This window comes from Microbacterium sp. Au-Mic1, from assembly GCF_021341785.1.
Lineage (GTDB): Bacteria > Actinomycetota > Actinomycetes > Actinomycetales > Microbacteriaceae > Microbacterium.
Genome location: NZ_JAJTTF010000001.1, coordinates 282,834 through 298,825 on the forward strand (window position 1 = coordinate 282,834; position 15,992 = coordinate 298,825).

A 15,992-nucleotide genomic window follows, 5' to 3' on the forward strand; every position below is an offset into this window, starting at 1 on the left:
GTGTCACAGAGGCCGCTCCCGGCCCCTCGGCGGGTGCGACAGGGGCAAGATGGACGAGTGGCCGAACCTCTTGCAGCACTGATCAGCATGCCCCGTCCGCAGATCATCGAGGCGGGTGAGGGCGTGGGCCTCGCGACCTACACCTGGGGCGAACCGGACGCTCCGGTCGTGCTGCTGGTGCACGGCTTCGCCTCCAGCGCACGCGACAACTGGGTGCTGACGGGCTGGGCGCGCACGCTGGAGCGTGCCGGCTATCGTGTGCTGGCGGTCGACCAGCGCGGTCACGGCGCCAGTGAGAAGCCGCATCAGCCCGAGGACTACACGATGCGCACTCTCGCGGGCGACATCGAGCAGGTGCTCGACACCTACCTCGTCGACGAGGCGCTCTACATCGGCTACTCCCTGGGAGCCCGCGTGGGATGGGAGGTGCTGCGCGACCTCGGCGACAGGGTCCCGCGCGCCGTGCTCGGCGGCATCCCCGACGGACGTCCGCTGGAGCGGCTCGACGTCGCCGAGGTGCGCGCGTACATCACCGCGGGCACGCCGGTCACCGATCCCGCCACGCGGGACTACATCGCGCTCACCGAGCGCGTGCCGGGAAACGATCTCGACGTGATGCTCGCGCTCGCACTCGGCATGCGCGGCGAGGCGCGCACGATCGATCCGGATCCGGCGACCGCACCCGGCCAGCCGATCCTCTTCTCGACCGGATCCGAGGATCCCATCATCGACGGTTCGCGCCGCCTCGCCGAAGCGGCGCCGAACGGATCCTTCTTCGAGATCCCGGGCCGGCACCATTTCAACGCCCCGGGCTCGAAGGCCTTCCGTGATGCCGCGCTGGAGTTCCTCGGCAGCTGAGGAGCGCCTCGCCGCGGAGCGGACGTGTGCAAAGCGGGATCCGGCCGTCCGAGGCCCGTTCTAGACTTCTGAGCATGCCGCTCCGCCTCGATTCGCCGCTTGCTGTCGCGGTCGGCGACGGGAACGCGAAGGCGCTGCAGAAGGCCTTCGGCATGAGCACGGTCTGGGATCTGCTCTCGCACTACCCGCGCCGCTACGCCAACCGCGGTGAGCTCACACCGATCCTCGACCTCCCGAAGGGCGAGACGGTCACGATCGTCGCCGAGGTGATGAAGGTCGACGTGCGCGACATGAAGAACCGTCGCGGCGCGATGATGACGGTCGACATCGGCGACGGGGTCGGCCGCATGGTGCTGACGTTCTTCGCCAAGTACCGCGGTCAGCTCGAGTGGCGGGAGAAGGAACTGCGGATCGGTCGCCGCGGGGTGTTCACCGGCAAGGTCGGCGACTACCGCGGTGTCACGCAGTTCGCGCACCCCCAGTACGAGATGTTCGACGACGAGCTGCGCGCGCGCACGCAGGCCGATGTGCTGGTGACCACACCGCTGCCCATCTACCCGGCCACGGCGGCTCTCACCACGTGGCAGATCGAGAAGATGGTCGGCACGGTCCTGGACGAGCTCGGACCGGTGCCGGAGCCCATCCCCGACGCCGTGCGCCTCCAGGAGGGCCTGCTCGATGCCCGTGCGGCGCTGGAGCGCATCCACCGGCCGAGCACCAAGGACGAGATCGCGCCGGCGATCCGCACGCTGCGCATGCACGAGGCGCTCACGCTGCAGAGCGCCCTCATGCAGCAGCGCTACCTCGTGCGCATGCTCGACGCCACGGCTCGGCCGGCGAAACCCGGAGGACTGCTGGAGCGCTTCGACGCCGCGCTGCCGTTCGAGCTCACACCCGATCAGGAGGCGGTCGGCGAGACGATCGCCGCGGACCTCGTCGGCGGGGCGCCGATGAACCGGCTGGTCCAGGGAGAGGTCGGATCCGGCAAGACGCTGGTCGCCCTGCGCGCCATGCTGCAGGTCGCGGAGTCGGGCGGCCAGGCGGCGCTCATCGCGCCGACCGAGGTGCTCGCCGGGCAGCACCTGCGCTCGATCACGAAGATGCTCGGCCCGAAGCTCGCCCCGCTCGTGATGCCCACGCTGCTCACGGGGCAGATGTCCGCGCCCGAACGGCGCAAGGCCGCGCTGCGCGTCGCGGCGGGGCAGGCGCTCATCGTGGTGGGCACGCACGCCCTGCTCGGGGAGAAGACGACCTTCGCCGACCTCGGGCTGGTGGTGGTCGACGAACAGCATCGCTTCGGCGTCGAGCAGCGCGAGGCGCTGCGCGCCAAGGGCACGAGTCCGCACGCACTGGTGCTCACGGCCACCCCGATCCCGCGCACCGTCGCGATGACCGTGTTCGGCGATCTCGACACCTCGGTGATCCGCACGATGCCGAGCGGGCGAGCGGGCATCGAGACGTTCGTCGCTCCGCTCGCCGACCACCCCGGTTGGTTCGCCCGGGTGTGGGAGCGCGCCGCCGAGGAAATCGAGAAAGGCCGTCAGGTGTTCGCCGTGTGCGCGGCGATCGACACCGACGATGGCGCCGAGGAGGCGGATCAGGAGCATTTCGCGGACGAGGAGGAGGAGAGCCGCGGTCCGCGCTGGGGCGTGGTGCAGCTGCTTGCCGCACTCAGCACGCACCCGAAGCTGGGCTCCGTGCGTGTCGCCGGCCTGCACGGGCGCATGGCCGCGGATGAGAAGGACGCGATCATGCAGTCCTTCGCCCGCGGCGAGATCGACCTTCTCGTCGCGACGACCGTGATCGAGGTCGGCGTCGACGTGCCGAACGCCTCGACGATGATCGTGCTCGAGGCCGACCGGTTCGGCGTCTCCCAGCTGCACCAGCTGCGCGGCCGTATCGGGCGCGGTGGCGTGCCGGGCCTGTGCCTGCTGGTCACCGAGGCCGAGCAGGGCACCCCGGCCCGCGATCGGGTCGATGCGGTCGCCGCGACGCTCGATGGCTTCGTGCTCGCCGAGGTCGACCTCGATCTGCGCGGCGAGGGTGACGTGCTCGGAGCGCGTCAGTCCGGGGCGAAGTCGTCGCTGAAGCTGCTGCGCGTCATCAAGGACGCGGATCTGATCGCGCAGGCCCGCGCGATCGCCGAGGAGATCATCGAGGCCGATCCGGCGCTGCAGACGCACGACGGCCTGCGCGAGGCGATGGCGCAGCGACTCAGCATCGACGATCGTGCGGCGCTCGCCAAGAACTGAGCACGCTCTGCGGCGCCCGCTCGGCGGATGCAGAGATCCGCGCCGCTAGGGTTGAGGCATGAGCGCTCGGATCGCCGTCGTCCCCGGTTCCTTCGACCCGCCGACCCTCGGCCACCTGGACGTCATCCGACGCGCCGCCGCGCTCTACGACGAGTTGCACGTGCTGGTGGTGCACAACCCCGACAAGCAGGCCATGCTGCCGGTGGCTCAGCGCCTCGCGCTGCTGGAGGAGTCGATCGCCGAGGCCGGCGTCGTGGGAACCGTCATCGTCGGATCCTGGAGCATGGGCCTGCTGGTCGACTACGCCAGGGACGTGAACGCGAGCGTGCTGGTGAAGGGCATCCGGTCCCAGATCGACGTGGCCTACGAGTCGCCGATGGCGATCGTGAACCGCCATCTCGCCGACATCGAGACCGTGTTCCTGCTGCCTGATCCGGCGCACGCTCTCGTCTCCAGTTCGCTCGTGCGCCAGGTCGCCGCGCTCGGCGGCGACGTGTCCCCGTTCGTACCGCCGGCGGTCGCGCGCTTCCTCGACACCGGAGCCCGCGGCATCTGAACGCCCGCCCGCCGGTCCCTGAGCCCGTCGGAGGGCCCGGCCTCCGCCCAGGTGCGCCCGGTAGACTGAACCGGTGAAGACCCGACGCAAAGGACCATTCTCGCTGTCCGCGCACGACATCGTTCGTCGACCCGGTGAGATGCGGGAGTTCCGGATGACGATTCCTCTGCCCGAGCAGTGGGGCGAGGGTCTCGTCTCGGTCGAGAAGGGCGAGGAACTCGATCTCGACGTCCGGCTGGAGTCCGTGCACGAGGGGATCCTCGTCACCGGCGAGGTCGATTCGACGTACCGCGGAGAGTGCGGTCGATGCCTGAATCCGATCGAAGAGCCTGTCGAAGTCGAGTTTCAAGAGCTTTTCGCGTACCCTGGAGAGGAAGCGAACGACTTCGAGGTTCAAGACGACCACGTGGATCTTGAAACTCTGGTCAGGGACGCGGTGGTTTTGGCGCTCCCGTTTCAGCCGGTGTGTCAGCCGGATTGCCCTGGACTCGATCCCGAGACCGGCGAGCGGCTGACCGGAAGCGCCGGGAAAGAGCAGGACGCTCCTGTCGATCCTCGATGGGCCGCGCTCCAGCAGATCACAGACCACGGAAACGCAGCGAAATAGCTGCGCGCCCAGAACACAGAAGGTAAGCAACCATGGCCGGTAACCCCCCGAAGCGCAAGGTCTCCCGTTCGAACACCCGCTCGCGTCGCGCGCAGTGGAAGGCGGAGGCTCCTGCCCTCGTCAAGACCATCGAGAACGGCAAGGTCGTCTACAGCCGTCCCCACCAGGCGAAGGTCGTCACCGACTCGCAGGGCACCGAGCTGTTCCTCGAGTACAAGGGCCGCAAGGTCGCCGACGTCTGATCGATCCTCGATCATGGCAGAAGTCCCCGTAGGGACGCGCCCTCTTTCTGAGCAGCTCGGAGTCGACATCGACCCCGAGCTGCTTCAGCTTGCGCTCACGCATCGCTCGTACGCGTACGAGAACGGCGCGCTCCCGCACAACGAGCGTCTCGAGTTCCTCGGCGACTCCGTGCTCGGCCAGGCCGTGACTGTGATGCTCTACACGACGCTTCCCGACCTCGACGAGGGTTCGCTGGCGAAGCGACGCGCGAGCGTGGTGTCGACCGTCGCTCTCGCGGAGGTCGCCCGCGGCATCGGGCTCGGCGCGCACATCCTGCTCGGAAACGGCGAGGAGCGCACCGGCGGTCGTGACAAGGACTCGATCCTCGCCGACACCATGGAGGCCGTGTTCGGGGCCACCTACCTGTCCGCGGGGCCCGAGGCGGCGACCGCGCTGGTGCTGCGACTCATCGAGCCGCTCCTCGCCGATCCGGAGAGGTACGGCGCGGCGATGGATCCGAAGACCGCGCTGCAGGAGCTGTCCGCGCATCTCGGGCTCAGCGCCCCCGCGTACGCGGTGGTCTCGACAGGTCCCGATCACGATCGGCGCTTCACCGCGACCGTGACGACGGGCGACCTGGCGAGCTCGGGCTCGGGCACGAGCAAGAAGACAGCCGAGATGGCCGCGGCGCTGGCCGCCTGGCACACGCTCAGCGACCGTGCCTGAGCTTCCCGAGGTGGAGGTCGTCCGCGCGGGCCTCGCGCCGGCGTTGACGGGCGCACGCATCCTCGCGGTGGCGGTGCACGACGAGCGCGCCCTCACGCGGCACGCGGCGGGTGCCGCCGACTTCGTCGCCCGGCTCGAAGGATCCGAGGTCGTCACGGTCGCGCGCCGAGGGAAGTTCCTCTGGATGCCGCTCGCAACCGCCGGGCCCGAAAGCAGCTCGGCGATCGTCGGACACCTGGGCATGTCGGGGCAACTGCTGCTGCGCCGCCCCGACGCGCCCGCCGAACGGCACGAGCGGATCCGGCTCTTCGCCGAGCACCCGCAGCACGGCGAGCTCGCCGTCGTGTTCGCCGATCAGCGCACCTTCGGATCGCTCGCCGTCGATGCGCTGGTGCCGACATCCGACGGCCACGCTGCAGGCTGGGGGAGCGAGGCGCCACTCCTGCCATCGCAGGTCTCGCACATTGCGCGCGATCCCATGGACGAGGCGTTTCAGGACAGCGTGTTCCGCCGCGCACTTCGGACGCGGTCGAGCGCCATCAAGCGCGTCCTTCTGGACCAGAACCTCATCAGCGGCGTCGGGAACATCTACGCCGACGAGTCGCTCTGGGCTGCCCGCATCCATCCCGAGACGCCGGCCTCCGCGCTGTCGACCGTGGCCGCGAACCGGCTGCTGGCCGAGGTGCGGGCCGTGCTGGAGAAAGCTCTGGCCGAAGGCGGCACGAGCTTCGACGCCCAGTACGTCAACGTGAACGGCGAGGCCGGCTATTTCGCGCACTCTCTCGAGGCGTACGGGCGCGAAGGAATCCCGTGTTCTCGCTGCGGAACACCGATCAAGCGCGTGTCGTTCATGAACCGCTCGTCGCACTTCTGCCCGAGGTGCCAGCGCCGACGATGACCGAATTCGCATCGGGCTTCGTCCGGCTTCCTCCCACGACTGCCGATATAGCAGAATAATCCTCGACATTCGTCTTGCTCCGCACCAGCCACCCATGTCGAAAGGCCCAACGCTCATGCGGTCCATCGAGAATTCCGGATCTCGCGCCGGCAGCCGGCTCTCCCGCACCGCTCTTCGCGCAGTTCCTGCCCTCGCCCTGGTTGCGGCGTGCACGCTGGGCATCGCAGCGCCCGCGAACGCCGTTCCGGCATCCGGAAATGCGCAGCCGACGGCATCCGTGCACCCGGCGAAAGGCCCGTCCAAGCCAGGCGGAACCACGACGACCTCGGCGGTGAAGGCATCCCTTTTCGCGACGAACAGCGATGCGAAGGCGGTCCCGAGCTGGGTCGGGACGCAGAGCACGTTCCACTCGGGGATCCACGACCTGGCCGTCGCCGATGGCAAGGTCTTCGCCGGCTACGGCGACTACAACATCAACACCGGGCCGGTGAGCCTGAACTCGTACTCGATCGCGACCGGAGCCGAGAAGCACGAGGTCATGGGCATGCCGGCCGAGGAGATCCACGCGCTGCGGGTGTGGGACGGCAAGGTCTACGCCCCGAACATGGACCCGCGGGTCAGCTGGACCTCGCCGGCGAACTACGGTCTGTACGACTCGGCGACGCATGCCGGCAGCTACGTGGCGAACACGCCGTTCGTGCACGTGTTCGACGCCGCCAAGCTCGGAGGCGAGCTGTTCCTGGCCGGGTCGATACAGAATCCGGACAAGACCGCGTACGGGCCGACCAACACCATCGCCGCGATCAAGAAGTCCGTCGACGGCGGTGCGACCTGGACCATCGAGCGCACGGCGGCGGACGACCCCGCGGTACTGGCGACCTATCCCGGTGACGGCGAGTACGCCCGCTACTACTGGATGTCCGTCGTGAACGGGAAGCTCTACACACGGGCGAGCACGATGTCGGCCACGGGCGCCGCCTCGCTCGCGTTCCAGTACCCCGGCAAGGACGGCGTGCAGCACACGGCGTACAACAGCACGGGACTCGACGTCTACACGCCCGGATCCGGCTGGAGCACGGTGGACCCGGGCCCGGTGATCGCCACGCTGCCGCACCCCTACCATGCGGATGCGGTGGGCTCGAAGATCGTCTTCTCCAAGTCGACGCTCCGCGGCGACGTGATCTCTGTGAACGGCTCGGCCGGTCTCGCGGCCTTCGACACGGCCACGGGGAAGTACACCACCATCTCGGGCCCCGGTCTCAGCGCCGTCCTGGACACCTACCAGGACGGCGGCACCACGTACATGCTGGCGAACTCGCCGACCGTTCCCGCCGTCTACTCGTCCACCGACGGGTCGACCTGGACGAAGCGCGCGGACGTCAGCGGCATCACCGGCAACGCCGAGAGCATCGCCGTCTCGGGGAGCACGGTGTTCATCGGCACCGGCACGGCGACCATCTACAAGGCGACTCTGCCGAACTGAGGGTCCTGTGAGACACTCAGAACCGTGGTCAGAGCAGAAGAGCTCGCCCCGCGCAGCTAGTGCTCGCCCTTGATGACGAAGTAGGACCCGCGGATCTCGCCGGCGAGTTTCGACCGCTGCCGGGCGAACTTGAAGGCGGACAACTCCTCCGGAATCTCCATGCCGAGCGACAGCTTGAAACCGACCGCGCGCTTACCCGCGTCGGCGAGCGTGTACATCACGTTGATCGCGAGACCCGAGGCGTAGAAGACGTAGCCGAAGCGGATCCCGTCCGCCTCGAAGCCGCTCACCTCGAGTGCGGGACTCGCGATCACGATGTCGCGTTCCTCACGCAGGATCTCCGTCACCCAGTGCAGCGTCTCCGGGTCCTCTTCGGGCGTGCTCACGGTGAACGGGGAGCCGTACTTGTTCGTGATGTACCGCGCCTCGTTCGCGCGCAGGCCTGCCAGCGCATCCGGGATGGGAGAGGATTCGAGCCCGGCGGTCGAGACGGTCGCGAAGTCGACGATGCTGCTCATTCGGTGCTCCTCGGGTCGCTGGCGGGACGGGTCCATTCTGCGACACATCCCTCTCACTCGCACTCGCCGCGCGCGTCGGCATCCGTGGAGTGGTGCATGTCGACAACGCCACGACGGTCGCGGCCGTCGAGGAGTTCCTGACGGCCGCGACCCGATCCTGAGATCAGCCCGTTCAGCCGGCGAACGCGCGCATCAGCAGCGGCCGGGTGAGTCGAGTCGCGGTCCACACGAGCGCGATGCCGGCGAGCAGCACCGCGGCGATCGTCGCGATGGACAGCGGCGCGGTGATGAGCGCCATGCCGAGCAGCGGGAAGATGAGCACGGCGGCGCAGAGGGCGGAGCCGAGGGCGGTGATCAGCAATGGCGACATCACGGCGCGCCGTCGTGCGGAGTCCACGGTGTCGGCCGGAACGCCGAGGTAGTGCAGACTGCGGTGCAGGTCGCGCTGGTCGAGGATGTCGGAGGCCTGCGTCACGGCCACGGAGCATCCGACCATGAGGAACGAGGCGACCAGCGTGATGATGAGGCCGGTGCGCATGTCCGCGACGAGCATCAGTTGCTGCGCCGAGGGCTCGCCCGAGCTGATCGCATCCATGAGGGCGACGCCGGTGCCGGCGAACACGGCCATGAAGCTCGCCATCGCCACGCCGCTGACCTGACGCCACGCTGCCTTCGGATCGTCCAGCACGATGCGTGCTGCGAGCAGACGCGAGGGCGTCTTGGCGCCGCGCAGCTGCATCCTGGCGCCGATCTTCAGGACCCAAGGGCCGATCAGGTTCAATACCAGCAGCCCGACGCCGAAGATCGCGACCAGGCCGGTGATCATGGCGATCGCGCCGCCGATCCCGGGGACGACCCGGCCCGCCGCGAACCCCGCGGCGATGGCGACGATCGCGATGACCGCGCGCGCCCAGTGCGGTGTCGGCGGCGTGGTCCTGGTCCGGACGCCGAGCGGTGAGATCACCACGCGGCGAAGCCCGATCACCGCGCTCACGGTCGCGAGCAGCACGGTGCCGGTCGCGATGGCGGCGATGAGCCCCGGCGACAGCAGCACGGCCGTGCCCAGCGGGGCACCGCGGAACGGGATGAGCCCGACGAGCGGCGCGAGGCCGAGCGCCAGCACGACTCCGCCCAGCACGCCGATCACCGCGACCAGGGTCGACTCGACCACGGCGACCACGCCGACGCCGAACCCGGTGACGCCGAGGAGGCGCAGCGTCGACAGCCGCTCATCGCGACGACGGGCGGAGAGCCGCGCCGCGGCGCCGCCGAGCGTGGCGAGCGGTAGCACGAGCAGCACGAGGGCGACCGCCGCCAGGATCTGATAGATCATCGCGTCCTGGTCGGTCCACCGCCAGAACGCCTGCGCGCCGCCGACGACTGTCAGCACGAGCGCGGACACCACGGCGAACGCGATCATCGGGATCACCACGACCCCGGCGGACCCGGGGGCGGGGCGCAGCAGCAGGCGCAGCGTCGAGGCGTTCATGCGTTCACCACCGTGCCCAGCACCCGGCCGTCGCGGACCGCGACGGTCCGGGAGCATCGGGCGGCGACCTGCGGGTCGTGCGTGACGACCACGAGCGTGCGTCCCTGGCCGGTGGTCGACCACAGGAGAGCATCCATGACCTCAGAGGAGGTCGCCGAGTCCAGTGCGCCGGTCGGCTCGTCCGCGAAAACCACGCTCGCACCGGTGACCTGGGCGCGGGCGATGGCGACACGCTGCGCCTGTCCGCCGGAGAGCTCGCCGATGCGGCGGTCCTCCATGCCCTGCAGCCCGAGCGCCGCGAGCCACCCGGCTGCACGCTGGGTGGCCTCCGCGCGGGAGATCCCCGTGATCATCGCGGCGAGCGCGACGTTCTCCACCGCGGTGAGCTCCGGCATCAGCAGGCCCTGCTGGAACACGAAGCCGAACGACTCGCGGCGCAGGCGAGATCGCGCGGATTCGCTCAGCGCACTCACCTCGACGGGTCCGCCGGCGGGCGGCTGGAAGGTCACGCGGCCCCCATCCGGCTTGGTGATCCCTGCGAGCACGTGCAGCAGGGTCGTCTTCCCGGATCCGGATGCCCCCATGATCGCGACCGATTCCCCGGAGGCGATCCGGAGGTCGACGCCGGCCAGGGCGCGGGTGGATCCGAACGACTTGATCAGACCGTGTGCTTCGATGACTGCTGTGCTCATGCCTCCAGCCTGGTCGGCACCGCCCGGCGGATCATCGGTCGCCGGAGTGAGGATCGTGACGGAGCGTCATCCTCCGGGATGATCCTGGCCGATGGATCAATCCAGCACCTTCTTCCACGCTCCGCCATAGGCGATCGGGACGAATCCGAGCTGCTCGTTGATCGACAGCATCGGACGGTTCTCCTCGGCGTTGTAGGTGACGACCCGAGTCGAGCGCGGATAGCGCTCATGCCAGGAGAGCAGGCCTGCGGCCTTCACGATCAGGCCCAGCCGGTGGCCGCGGTGCTCGGCCAGCACCAGGGTGTCGTTCTGCTGGGTGACACTGTCGTCCGCTCCCTTCAGCGAGAGCTCGTTGTACGCACAGAGCTCACCGGTCTCGATGTGCTCGGCTGCCGTCACCTGCACGGTGTGTCCCATGTCGATCCAGCGCGCATCCTGTTCGCGGACGCGATCGGCGTCCCACGTCTCCTCGGGAGAGTCCATCGCCGCGTCCGGCGCATCGGTCGACATGCGGGACTTCATCCACGCATACCCGTCGAGCCGCTCGTCCGGGGTCGGCAGCAGCCATTGCACGACGCGGTATCCGGATGCCGCCTCCTCGGCGGCGGCCCGCAGCGCGGGCAGGTGCTCGTCCTCCCCCCAGCGGTACTCGCTGACGCGGTCGACCTGCTCGAGGGTCCAGCCCTGCGCGAGAAGGAAGCGTGCGGTGTGATCGCGGGGAATGCTGCCGAACCCCGTGGGCGGATCCAGCGTCGGTCCGCTCGATGCGAGGTGCTCCGTCCACATCTGCAGGGTGCGCACACCCTCGCTGCGCGCGAGCGGTTCGAGATAGCCGGCGACGGAGGTCGCGATCCCGCGGCCCTGCTCGTCGCGGAGCACGCTGATCGCCGACATTGCGGTGTCGCCGCCGCCGTCGCGCGAGATGTTCAGGAAGGCCACGCCGATCGTGCGCTCCCCGATGAGGATGCGCCATTGCCGGCGATTCGTGTAGGCGTCCGACGTGAGCAGCGGAAGCAGTTCCTCCGCGGTGAAGCTGTCGTCATCGCGGCCGGACGCCTCCTCGAGGACGCGGTTGCGCACCTCGGCGTAGTCGCGGAACGGGCCGGGCGCCCCCGCATCCGCCCGTGCGGGGAGCACGAGCGGACGCAGGGTCGCGCCGGCGGTGAGGGAGATGATCGGGTCGTCGGTGCGGGCGTCGATCATCAGAGCACCTGCCGCGGGGCGGTGCGGGTCAGGCGGTCGGCCTCGTACTGCTCGAGCAGGCGGAGGCGACGGGCCTCGGCCTGGGCGGCGTGAGCCCGGTCCTGCGTCGAAGGACGCGACCGCACGATGAGCTGCAGGGCGACACGCAGGGCCACTCGCTGGGCTAGTGACAGGTTGCGCAGCTCCTCCTCACGGGGAAGCTGGATGGACAGTTCGCGCTCGGCGGGAGCGCTGTGCGTCGACTCGGTGGGAGGCGAAGCGTGCAATGCGGTATTCACGGTGGTTCGCTTTCGTTGGTCGTGCCGGAAAGGCGGTTTCGCTCCACGTCACGGCCACCCGGTGGGGTGCCGCGACGTGTCACGGGTGTGGAGGCGGTCCGGGAAACGGAGTCAGGACCGTCAGGGATCCGGGGACGCGGAGTCCCGGATCGGGTGGGCGACCAGCCTGCGACGAGATGGTCGCGGATCGGATCGCAGACGCACGAAGCGTCAGGCCGGCCAGAAGCCGGGGCGAGGGAGAATGCGCCTGCTACGCGGCGTGGCGCGCGCGGAGGCCGGCGGAAGTCGCCGAGAGCGCATCGATCCCACGGAATGGGGTGAAATCAGAGCGAATCATCATGTCGGCAACCTCCTTTCTCGGCTCAGGACCTGCAACGCTAGCGAAGTTTCACAGCAGACGTCAAGCGCGCACTCAGAAAAGCCTGGACCTCGGGCGTTTCCCTCGCGTTCCGGGGGAGCCGCCGCGATAGCGTAGACGCCGTGAACTTCGCCGACCGCCGAGCGTGCCCATGCACCTGAAGAGCCTGACCCTCAAGGGGTTCAAGTCCTTCGCGCAGCCGACCACGTTCGCCTTCGAGCCGGGCGTCACCTGCATCGTCGGACCGAACGGATCCGGCAAGTCGAATGTCGTGGACGCGCTCGCCTGGGTCATGGGGGAGCAGGGGGCGAAGACCCTGCGCGGCGGCAAGATGGAGGACGTCATCTTCGCCGGCACCTCCACGCGTGGTCCGCTCGGACGCGCGGAGGTACAGCTGACGATCGACAACAGCGACGGCGCGCTGCCGATCGAGTACGCCGAGGTGACGATCAGTCGAACGCTGTTCCGCAATGGATCGAGCGAGTACGCGATCAACGGCGAGAACTGCCGCCTGCTCGACGTGCAGGAGCTGCTCAGCGACTCCGGGCTCGGCCGGGAGATGCATGTCATCGTCGGGCAGGGCCGGCTGGACACGGTGCTGCAGGCCTCGCCGGAGGATCGGCGCGGCTTCATCGAGGAGGCCGCAGGGATCCTCAAGCATCGGCGCCGCAAGGAGAAGACCCTCCGCAAGCTCGATGCGATGGAGACGAACCTGACGCGGCTCAGCGACCTCGCGGGGGAGATCCGCCGCCAGCTGAAGCCGCTCGGACGTCAGGCCGAGATCGCACGCGAGGCGCAGACCATCGCCGCGGTCGTGCGCGACGCCAAGGCGAGGCTCTTCGCCGACGACGTGGTGACGCTTCGGACAGCGCTCGCCGACCACACCCGCAATGAGCACGAGCGTCACGCCGAGCGCGTGGTGCTCAGCGAGCAGGGCGACCGGGTCCGTGCCGAGATCATCCGGCTCGAGGCACTGCAGAATTCCGCGGCCGTCGACGAGGCGCGGCGGATCTCGTTCGGGCTGGAACAGGTGCAGGAACGCATGCGCGGCCTGTTCACGCTCGCCAACCAGAAGCTCGCGCTGCTCGGATCCGACGACGACGATGCCGCGGTCGCGGCTGTCACCGTCACGCAGGCGACGATCGACGAGGCGAGGCACGAGGCCGAGGAGATCTCGTCAGGGATCGGCCGCGCACAGGATGCCGCGCACGAGGCGACCCGCGAGGTCGCGAACGCGCGGGCGGAGCTGGATGCGCTCGACGTCGACATCGCTGAACAGAGCGCCCTCGTCTCCGCGCACGACATGCGCCTCACGGCCCTGCGCGGGCAGGCGGAGGCGGCCGCGTCGGCGCTGGCCGCCGTCCGCGGCGCGGTGCTGCGTCAGGAGAACGCGCTGGAGGCCGCGCACGGGCGTCGGCGCGAATCCGCGGAGGCGCGCGAGCGGATCGAGGAGGGCGAGGCACCCGAGGGTACGGCCGCGGAGCACGCCGAGGCGTACGAGCGAGCGCAGGCCAGAGCCGTCGCGTCCGAGACGGCACTCGGCGAACTGCGCGAGCGGCTGCACGCTGCCGAGCGCGAATCCGAGGCGCTGACTGCGAAGGCCTCCGCTCTGGGCAGCGCCATCGCTGTCACCGGCGGCGCTGCGGAGATCGTCGCGGCCGGCTTCGCCGGTGTGCGCGGACTCGTCGGCGACGCGGTGCAGGTGAAGCCGGGGTTCGAGGCGGCGATCGCCGCCGTGCTCGGCCCGCTCGCCGAGGGCGTGCTGGTGGACGACGTGGCCGCGGCCTTCCTCCTCGCCGGCGACGACGCGACCGCGGGTGCGTACGACATCGTCATCGCCGAAGGCGCGGCCGTGGCCGTCAGCGATGCCGGCATCGCCGGGGCGACGCCGGCAGTGCAGGTCGTGACCGCACCGGCCGGCATCCTGGGAATCCTCTCGCACGTTGTCGTCGTCGAGGATTTGGCTGCAGCCCGTGGCGCGCATGCCGCCGCCGCCGCGAACTCCTCCGGGACGCCGCTCACGATCGTCACGCGCTCCGGTGAAGTGCTCACGGCGCACACTCTGCACACCGGATCCGGTGGGGAGCGCTCGCGCCTGGAGCTTATCGCGGAGCGCGACGCGGCCGTCGACCGCCTCGACGAGGTGCGGGTCGTCGTCGACTCGCTGCGCGAGGCGCGCGAGGATGCGACCGAGACGCTCGAGATCGCGCGACGCGTGTCCCGCGACGCGCTGCGGACGTTGCGCGAGCACGACGCCGCGCTGGCCGCGCACACCGAGCAGGTCAACAGGGTGGTCGTGCAGCACGAGTCGGCCGTCGCCGAATGCGAGCGCCTCGAGGCCGGTCTCGCTCAGGCGCAGTCGGCCGTCGCCGACGCCGAGGCCCACGCGGACACCGCGAAGAACGCCCTGGCCGGGGCCGAGGCCACGCCGCGCCCCGTGCTCGACGGCTCGGCGAGAGACGGTCTGCTGGAAGCCCTCGAGGCGTCCCGCGAAGCCGAGATCGAGGCGCGCCTCGGTGTCGAGACCCTGCGCGAGCGGGTCCGTGCCGCGGAGGCGAGGGTGGCGTCGCTGGAACGACAGCGCGAGCGGGAACGCGAGGCCGCGGCGGAAGCCGCACGACGCGCGGTCGTCCGCCGTGCCCAGCGGGAGACCGCCTCCGGGGTGGCCGCCGAGCTGCCGCGCATCCTCGACTCGTTGGACCGCTCGGTCGCGGAGGCGCGTCTGGCACTCGCCGCCGCCGAGTCCGCCCGTTCGGCGCAGAACGAGGAGCTGGGCGAGCTGCGGCGGCAGGACTCCTCGATCCGCGAGCGCCTCGCGGGGCTCACCGAGAGCGTGCACGGTCTCGAGCTGCAGATCCACGAGAAGAAGCTGCACCTGTCCAGCCTGCTCGAGCGTGTCCAGTCCGAGCTCGCTCTGGACGAAGATATTCTGATCGCGGAATATGGACCTGAGCAGCTGGTTCCGCGCGATCCCGGTGCGACCCGCGATTCCAAGGACCTGCTCGCGGCCGCCATGGCGGAAGAGGCCGCTGAGGGCGACGACGCGGACGACGCCGGCGACCCGCCCCTTCGCGACGTGAGCGTCCCGATCGCGGACGGCATTCCGTTCGACCGCCGCATCCAGCAGCGCCGGCTGCAGGATGCGGAGCGCAAGCTCGCCCAGCTCGGCCGGGTGAACCCGCTCGCCCTCGAGGAGTTCGCGGCGCTCGAGCAGCGCCACGCGTTCCTCACCGAACAGCTCGCGGATCTCACGAAGACCCGGCAGGACCTGCTGACGATCATCGCCGAGCTCGACGAGCGCATGCAGACGATCTTCGCGTCCGCGTTCGAGGACACGCGGCAGGCCTTCGGCGAGGTTTTCCCGCTGCTGTTCCCTGGTGGCGCCGGCAGCATCTCGCTCACGAATCCCGACGATCTGCTGAACACCGGCATCGAGGTCGCGGTGCGCCCGGTCGGCAAGAAGATCGAGCGCCTCTCGCTGCTCTCCGGTGGGGAGCGATCGCTCGCCGCCGTCGCGCTGCTCGTCGCGATCTTCAAGGCCCGCCCCAGCCCGTTCTACATCCTGGACGAGGTCGAGGCGGCGCTCGATGACGCCAACCTCGGCCGCCTGCTCACGGTGTTCGAGCAGCTCCGCGCCAGCTCCCAGCTGCTCGTCATCACGCACCAGAAACGCACCATGGAGATCGCGGACGCGCTCTACGGCGTCTCGATGCGCCAGGACGGGGTGTCGGCCGTGGTCGGCCAGCGTGTCGGCGATCGCGCCGCCGCGACGGTCTAGGCAGCAGCTCCGGACGGCAGCAGGCGACGGCCGCGCGCCGTCGGCGAACACTCCGGATCCGACGGGCTCCTCCC

Annotated in this window: 14 protein-coding genes; 9 read left to right on the plus strand and 5 right to left on the minus strand. The window is 69.8% G+C overall.

Annotation, left to right across the window (positions count from 1 at the left end):
* Window positions 1-57 precede the first annotated feature (57 nt).
* The 8 genes from LXM50_RS01340 to LXM50_RS01375 all read left to right on the plus strand — a co-directional run bounded on the left by LXM50_RS01340 (window position 58) and on the right by LXM50_RS01375 (window position 7,602).
* Window positions 58-858 carry an alpha/beta fold hydrolase gene (locus tag LXM50_RS01340; RefSeq protein WP_374107782.1) on the plus strand — a complete coding sequence of 267 codons (801 nt, stop codon included), beginning with the start codon at window positions 58-60 and terminating at the stop codon, window positions 856-858.
* Window positions 859-932: 74 nt separating this feature from the next.
* Window positions 933-3,110 (plus strand): ATP-dependent DNA helicase RecG, encoded by a 2,178-nt coding sequence (locus tag LXM50_RS01345; RefSeq protein WP_233309309.1) that lies wholly within the window; start codon window positions 933-935, stop codon window positions 3,108-3,110.
* A gap of 58 nt (window positions 3,111-3,168) precedes the next feature.
* Window positions 3,169-3,666, plus strand: a complete 498-nt coding sequence (gene coaD, locus LXM50_RS01350; protein ID WP_233309310.1) for a pantetheine-phosphate adenylyltransferase — start codon at window positions 3,169-3,171, stop codon at window positions 3,664-3,666.
* 139 nt (window positions 3,667-3,805) lie between these two features.
* Window positions 3,806-4,273, plus strand: coding sequence for a DUF177 domain-containing protein (locus tag LXM50_RS01355; protein ID WP_233309541.1), 468 nt, complete (start codon window positions 3,806-3,808; stop codon window positions 4,271-4,273).
* Between the two features lie 32 nt (window positions 4,274-4,305).
* Window positions 4,306-4,515, plus strand: a complete 210-nt coding sequence (gene rpmF / locus LXM50_RS01360; protein WP_013586329.1) for a 50S ribosomal protein L32 — start codon at window positions 4,306-4,308, stop codon at window positions 4,513-4,515.
* Between the two features lie 13 nt (window positions 4,516-4,528).
* A complete protein-coding gene (gene rnc / locus LXM50_RS01365) occupies window positions 4,529-5,221 on the plus strand; it encodes a ribonuclease III (protein WP_233309311.1) in 693 nt (230 codons plus the stop codon).
* Window positions 5,214-6,119: a bifunctional DNA-formamidopyrimidine glycosylase/DNA-(apurinic or apyrimidinic site) lyase gene (gene mutM / locus LXM50_RS01370; protein WP_233309312.1), complete on the plus strand. Its 906-nt coding sequence runs from the start codon at window positions 5,214-5,216 to the stop codon at window positions 6,117-6,119. Before rnc ends, mutM begins: the two co-directional genes overlap by 8 nt.
* A 331-nt stretch (window positions 6,120-6,450) precedes the next feature.
* The gene (locus LXM50_RS01375) at window positions 6,451-7,602 is read left to right on the plus strand and encodes a hypothetical protein (RefSeq protein ID WP_233309313.1); all 1,152 of its coding nucleotides are present in this window, start codon (window positions 6,451-6,453) and stop codon (window positions 7,600-7,602) included.
* Window positions 7,603-7,658: 56 nt separating this feature from the next.
* Here LXM50_RS01375 and LXM50_RS01380 read toward each other — a convergent pair whose 3' ends face one another.
* From LXM50_RS01380 to LXM50_RS01400, 5 genes are all read right to left on the minus strand, one after another.
* A complete protein-coding gene (locus tag LXM50_RS01380) occupies window positions 7,659-8,120 on the minus strand; it encodes a phage tail protein (protein WP_233309314.1) in 462 nt (153 codons plus the stop codon).
* 172 nt (window positions 8,121-8,292) lie between these two features.
* Entirely contained in the window at window positions 8,293-9,609 is a 1,317-nt protein-coding gene (locus LXM50_RS01385) for a permease (protein WP_233309315.1), read from the minus strand.
* Window positions 9,606-10,301, minus strand: a complete 696-nt coding sequence (locus LXM50_RS01390) for an ABC transporter ATP-binding protein (RefSeq protein ID WP_233309316.1) — start codon at window positions 10,299-10,301, stop codon at window positions 9,606-9,608. The genes LXM50_RS01385 and LXM50_RS01390 overlap by 4 nt, the downstream gene beginning before the upstream one ends.
* A gap of 96 nt (window positions 10,302-10,397) precedes the next feature.
* Window positions 10,398-11,504 (minus strand): GNAT family N-acetyltransferase, encoded by a 1,107-nt coding sequence (locus tag LXM50_RS01395; protein WP_233309317.1) that lies wholly within the window; start codon window positions 11,502-11,504, stop codon window positions 10,398-10,400.
* Window positions 11,504-11,782, minus strand: coding sequence for a hypothetical protein (locus LXM50_RS01400; RefSeq protein WP_233309318.1), 279 nt, complete (start codon window positions 11,780-11,782; stop codon window positions 11,504-11,506). Before LXM50_RS01400 ends, LXM50_RS01395 begins: the two co-directional genes overlap by 1 nt.
* A 509-nt stretch (window positions 11,783-12,291) precedes the next feature.
* Here LXM50_RS01400 and smc point away from each other — a divergent pair.
* Window positions 12,292-15,918, plus strand: a complete 3,627-nt coding sequence (gene smc / locus LXM50_RS01405) for a chromosome segregation protein SMC (protein ID WP_233309319.1) — start codon at window positions 12,292-12,294, stop codon at window positions 15,916-15,918.
* The last annotated feature ends 74 nt before the right edge of the window (window positions 15,919-15,992 follow it).

Coding starts and splice junctions, on each gene's coding strand:
- LXM50_RS01345 (WP_233309309.1), top strand. CDS start 933: ATGCCGCTCCGCCTCGATTCGCCGCTTGCTGTCGCGGTCGGCGACGGG.
- LXM50_RS01355 (WP_233309541.1), top strand. CDS start 3,806: ATGCGGGAGTTCCGGATGACGATTCCTCTGCCCGAGCAGTGGGGCGAG.
- coaD (WP_233309310.1), top strand. CDS start 3,169: ATGAGCGCTCGGATCGCCGTCGTCCCCGGTTCCTTCGACCCGCCGACC.
- LXM50_RS01390 (WP_233309316.1), bottom strand. CDS start 10,301: ATGAGCACAGCAGTCATCGAAGCACACGGTCTGATCAAGTCGTTCGGA.
- rpmF (WP_013586329.1), top strand. CDS start 4,306: ATGGCCGGTAACCCCCCGAAGCGCAAGGTCTCCCGTTCGAACACCCGC.
- smc (WP_233309319.1), top strand. CDS start 12,292: ATGCACCTGAAGAGCCTGACCCTCAAGGGGTTCAAGTCCTTCGCGCAG.
- LXM50_RS01385 (WP_233309315.1), bottom strand. CDS start 9,609: ATGAACGCCTCGACGCTGCGCCTGCTGCTGCGCCCCGCCCCCGGGTCC.
- LXM50_RS01380 (WP_233309314.1), bottom strand. CDS start 8,120: ATGAGCAGCATCGTCGACTTCGCGACCGTCTCGACCGCCGGGCTCGAA.
- rnc (WP_233309311.1), top strand. CDS start 4,529: ATGGCAGAAGTCCCCGTAGGGACGCGCCCTCTTTCTGAGCAGCTCGGA.
- LXM50_RS01395 (WP_233309317.1), bottom strand. CDS start 11,504: ATGATCGACGCCCGCACCGACGACCCGATCATCTCCCTCACCGCCGGC.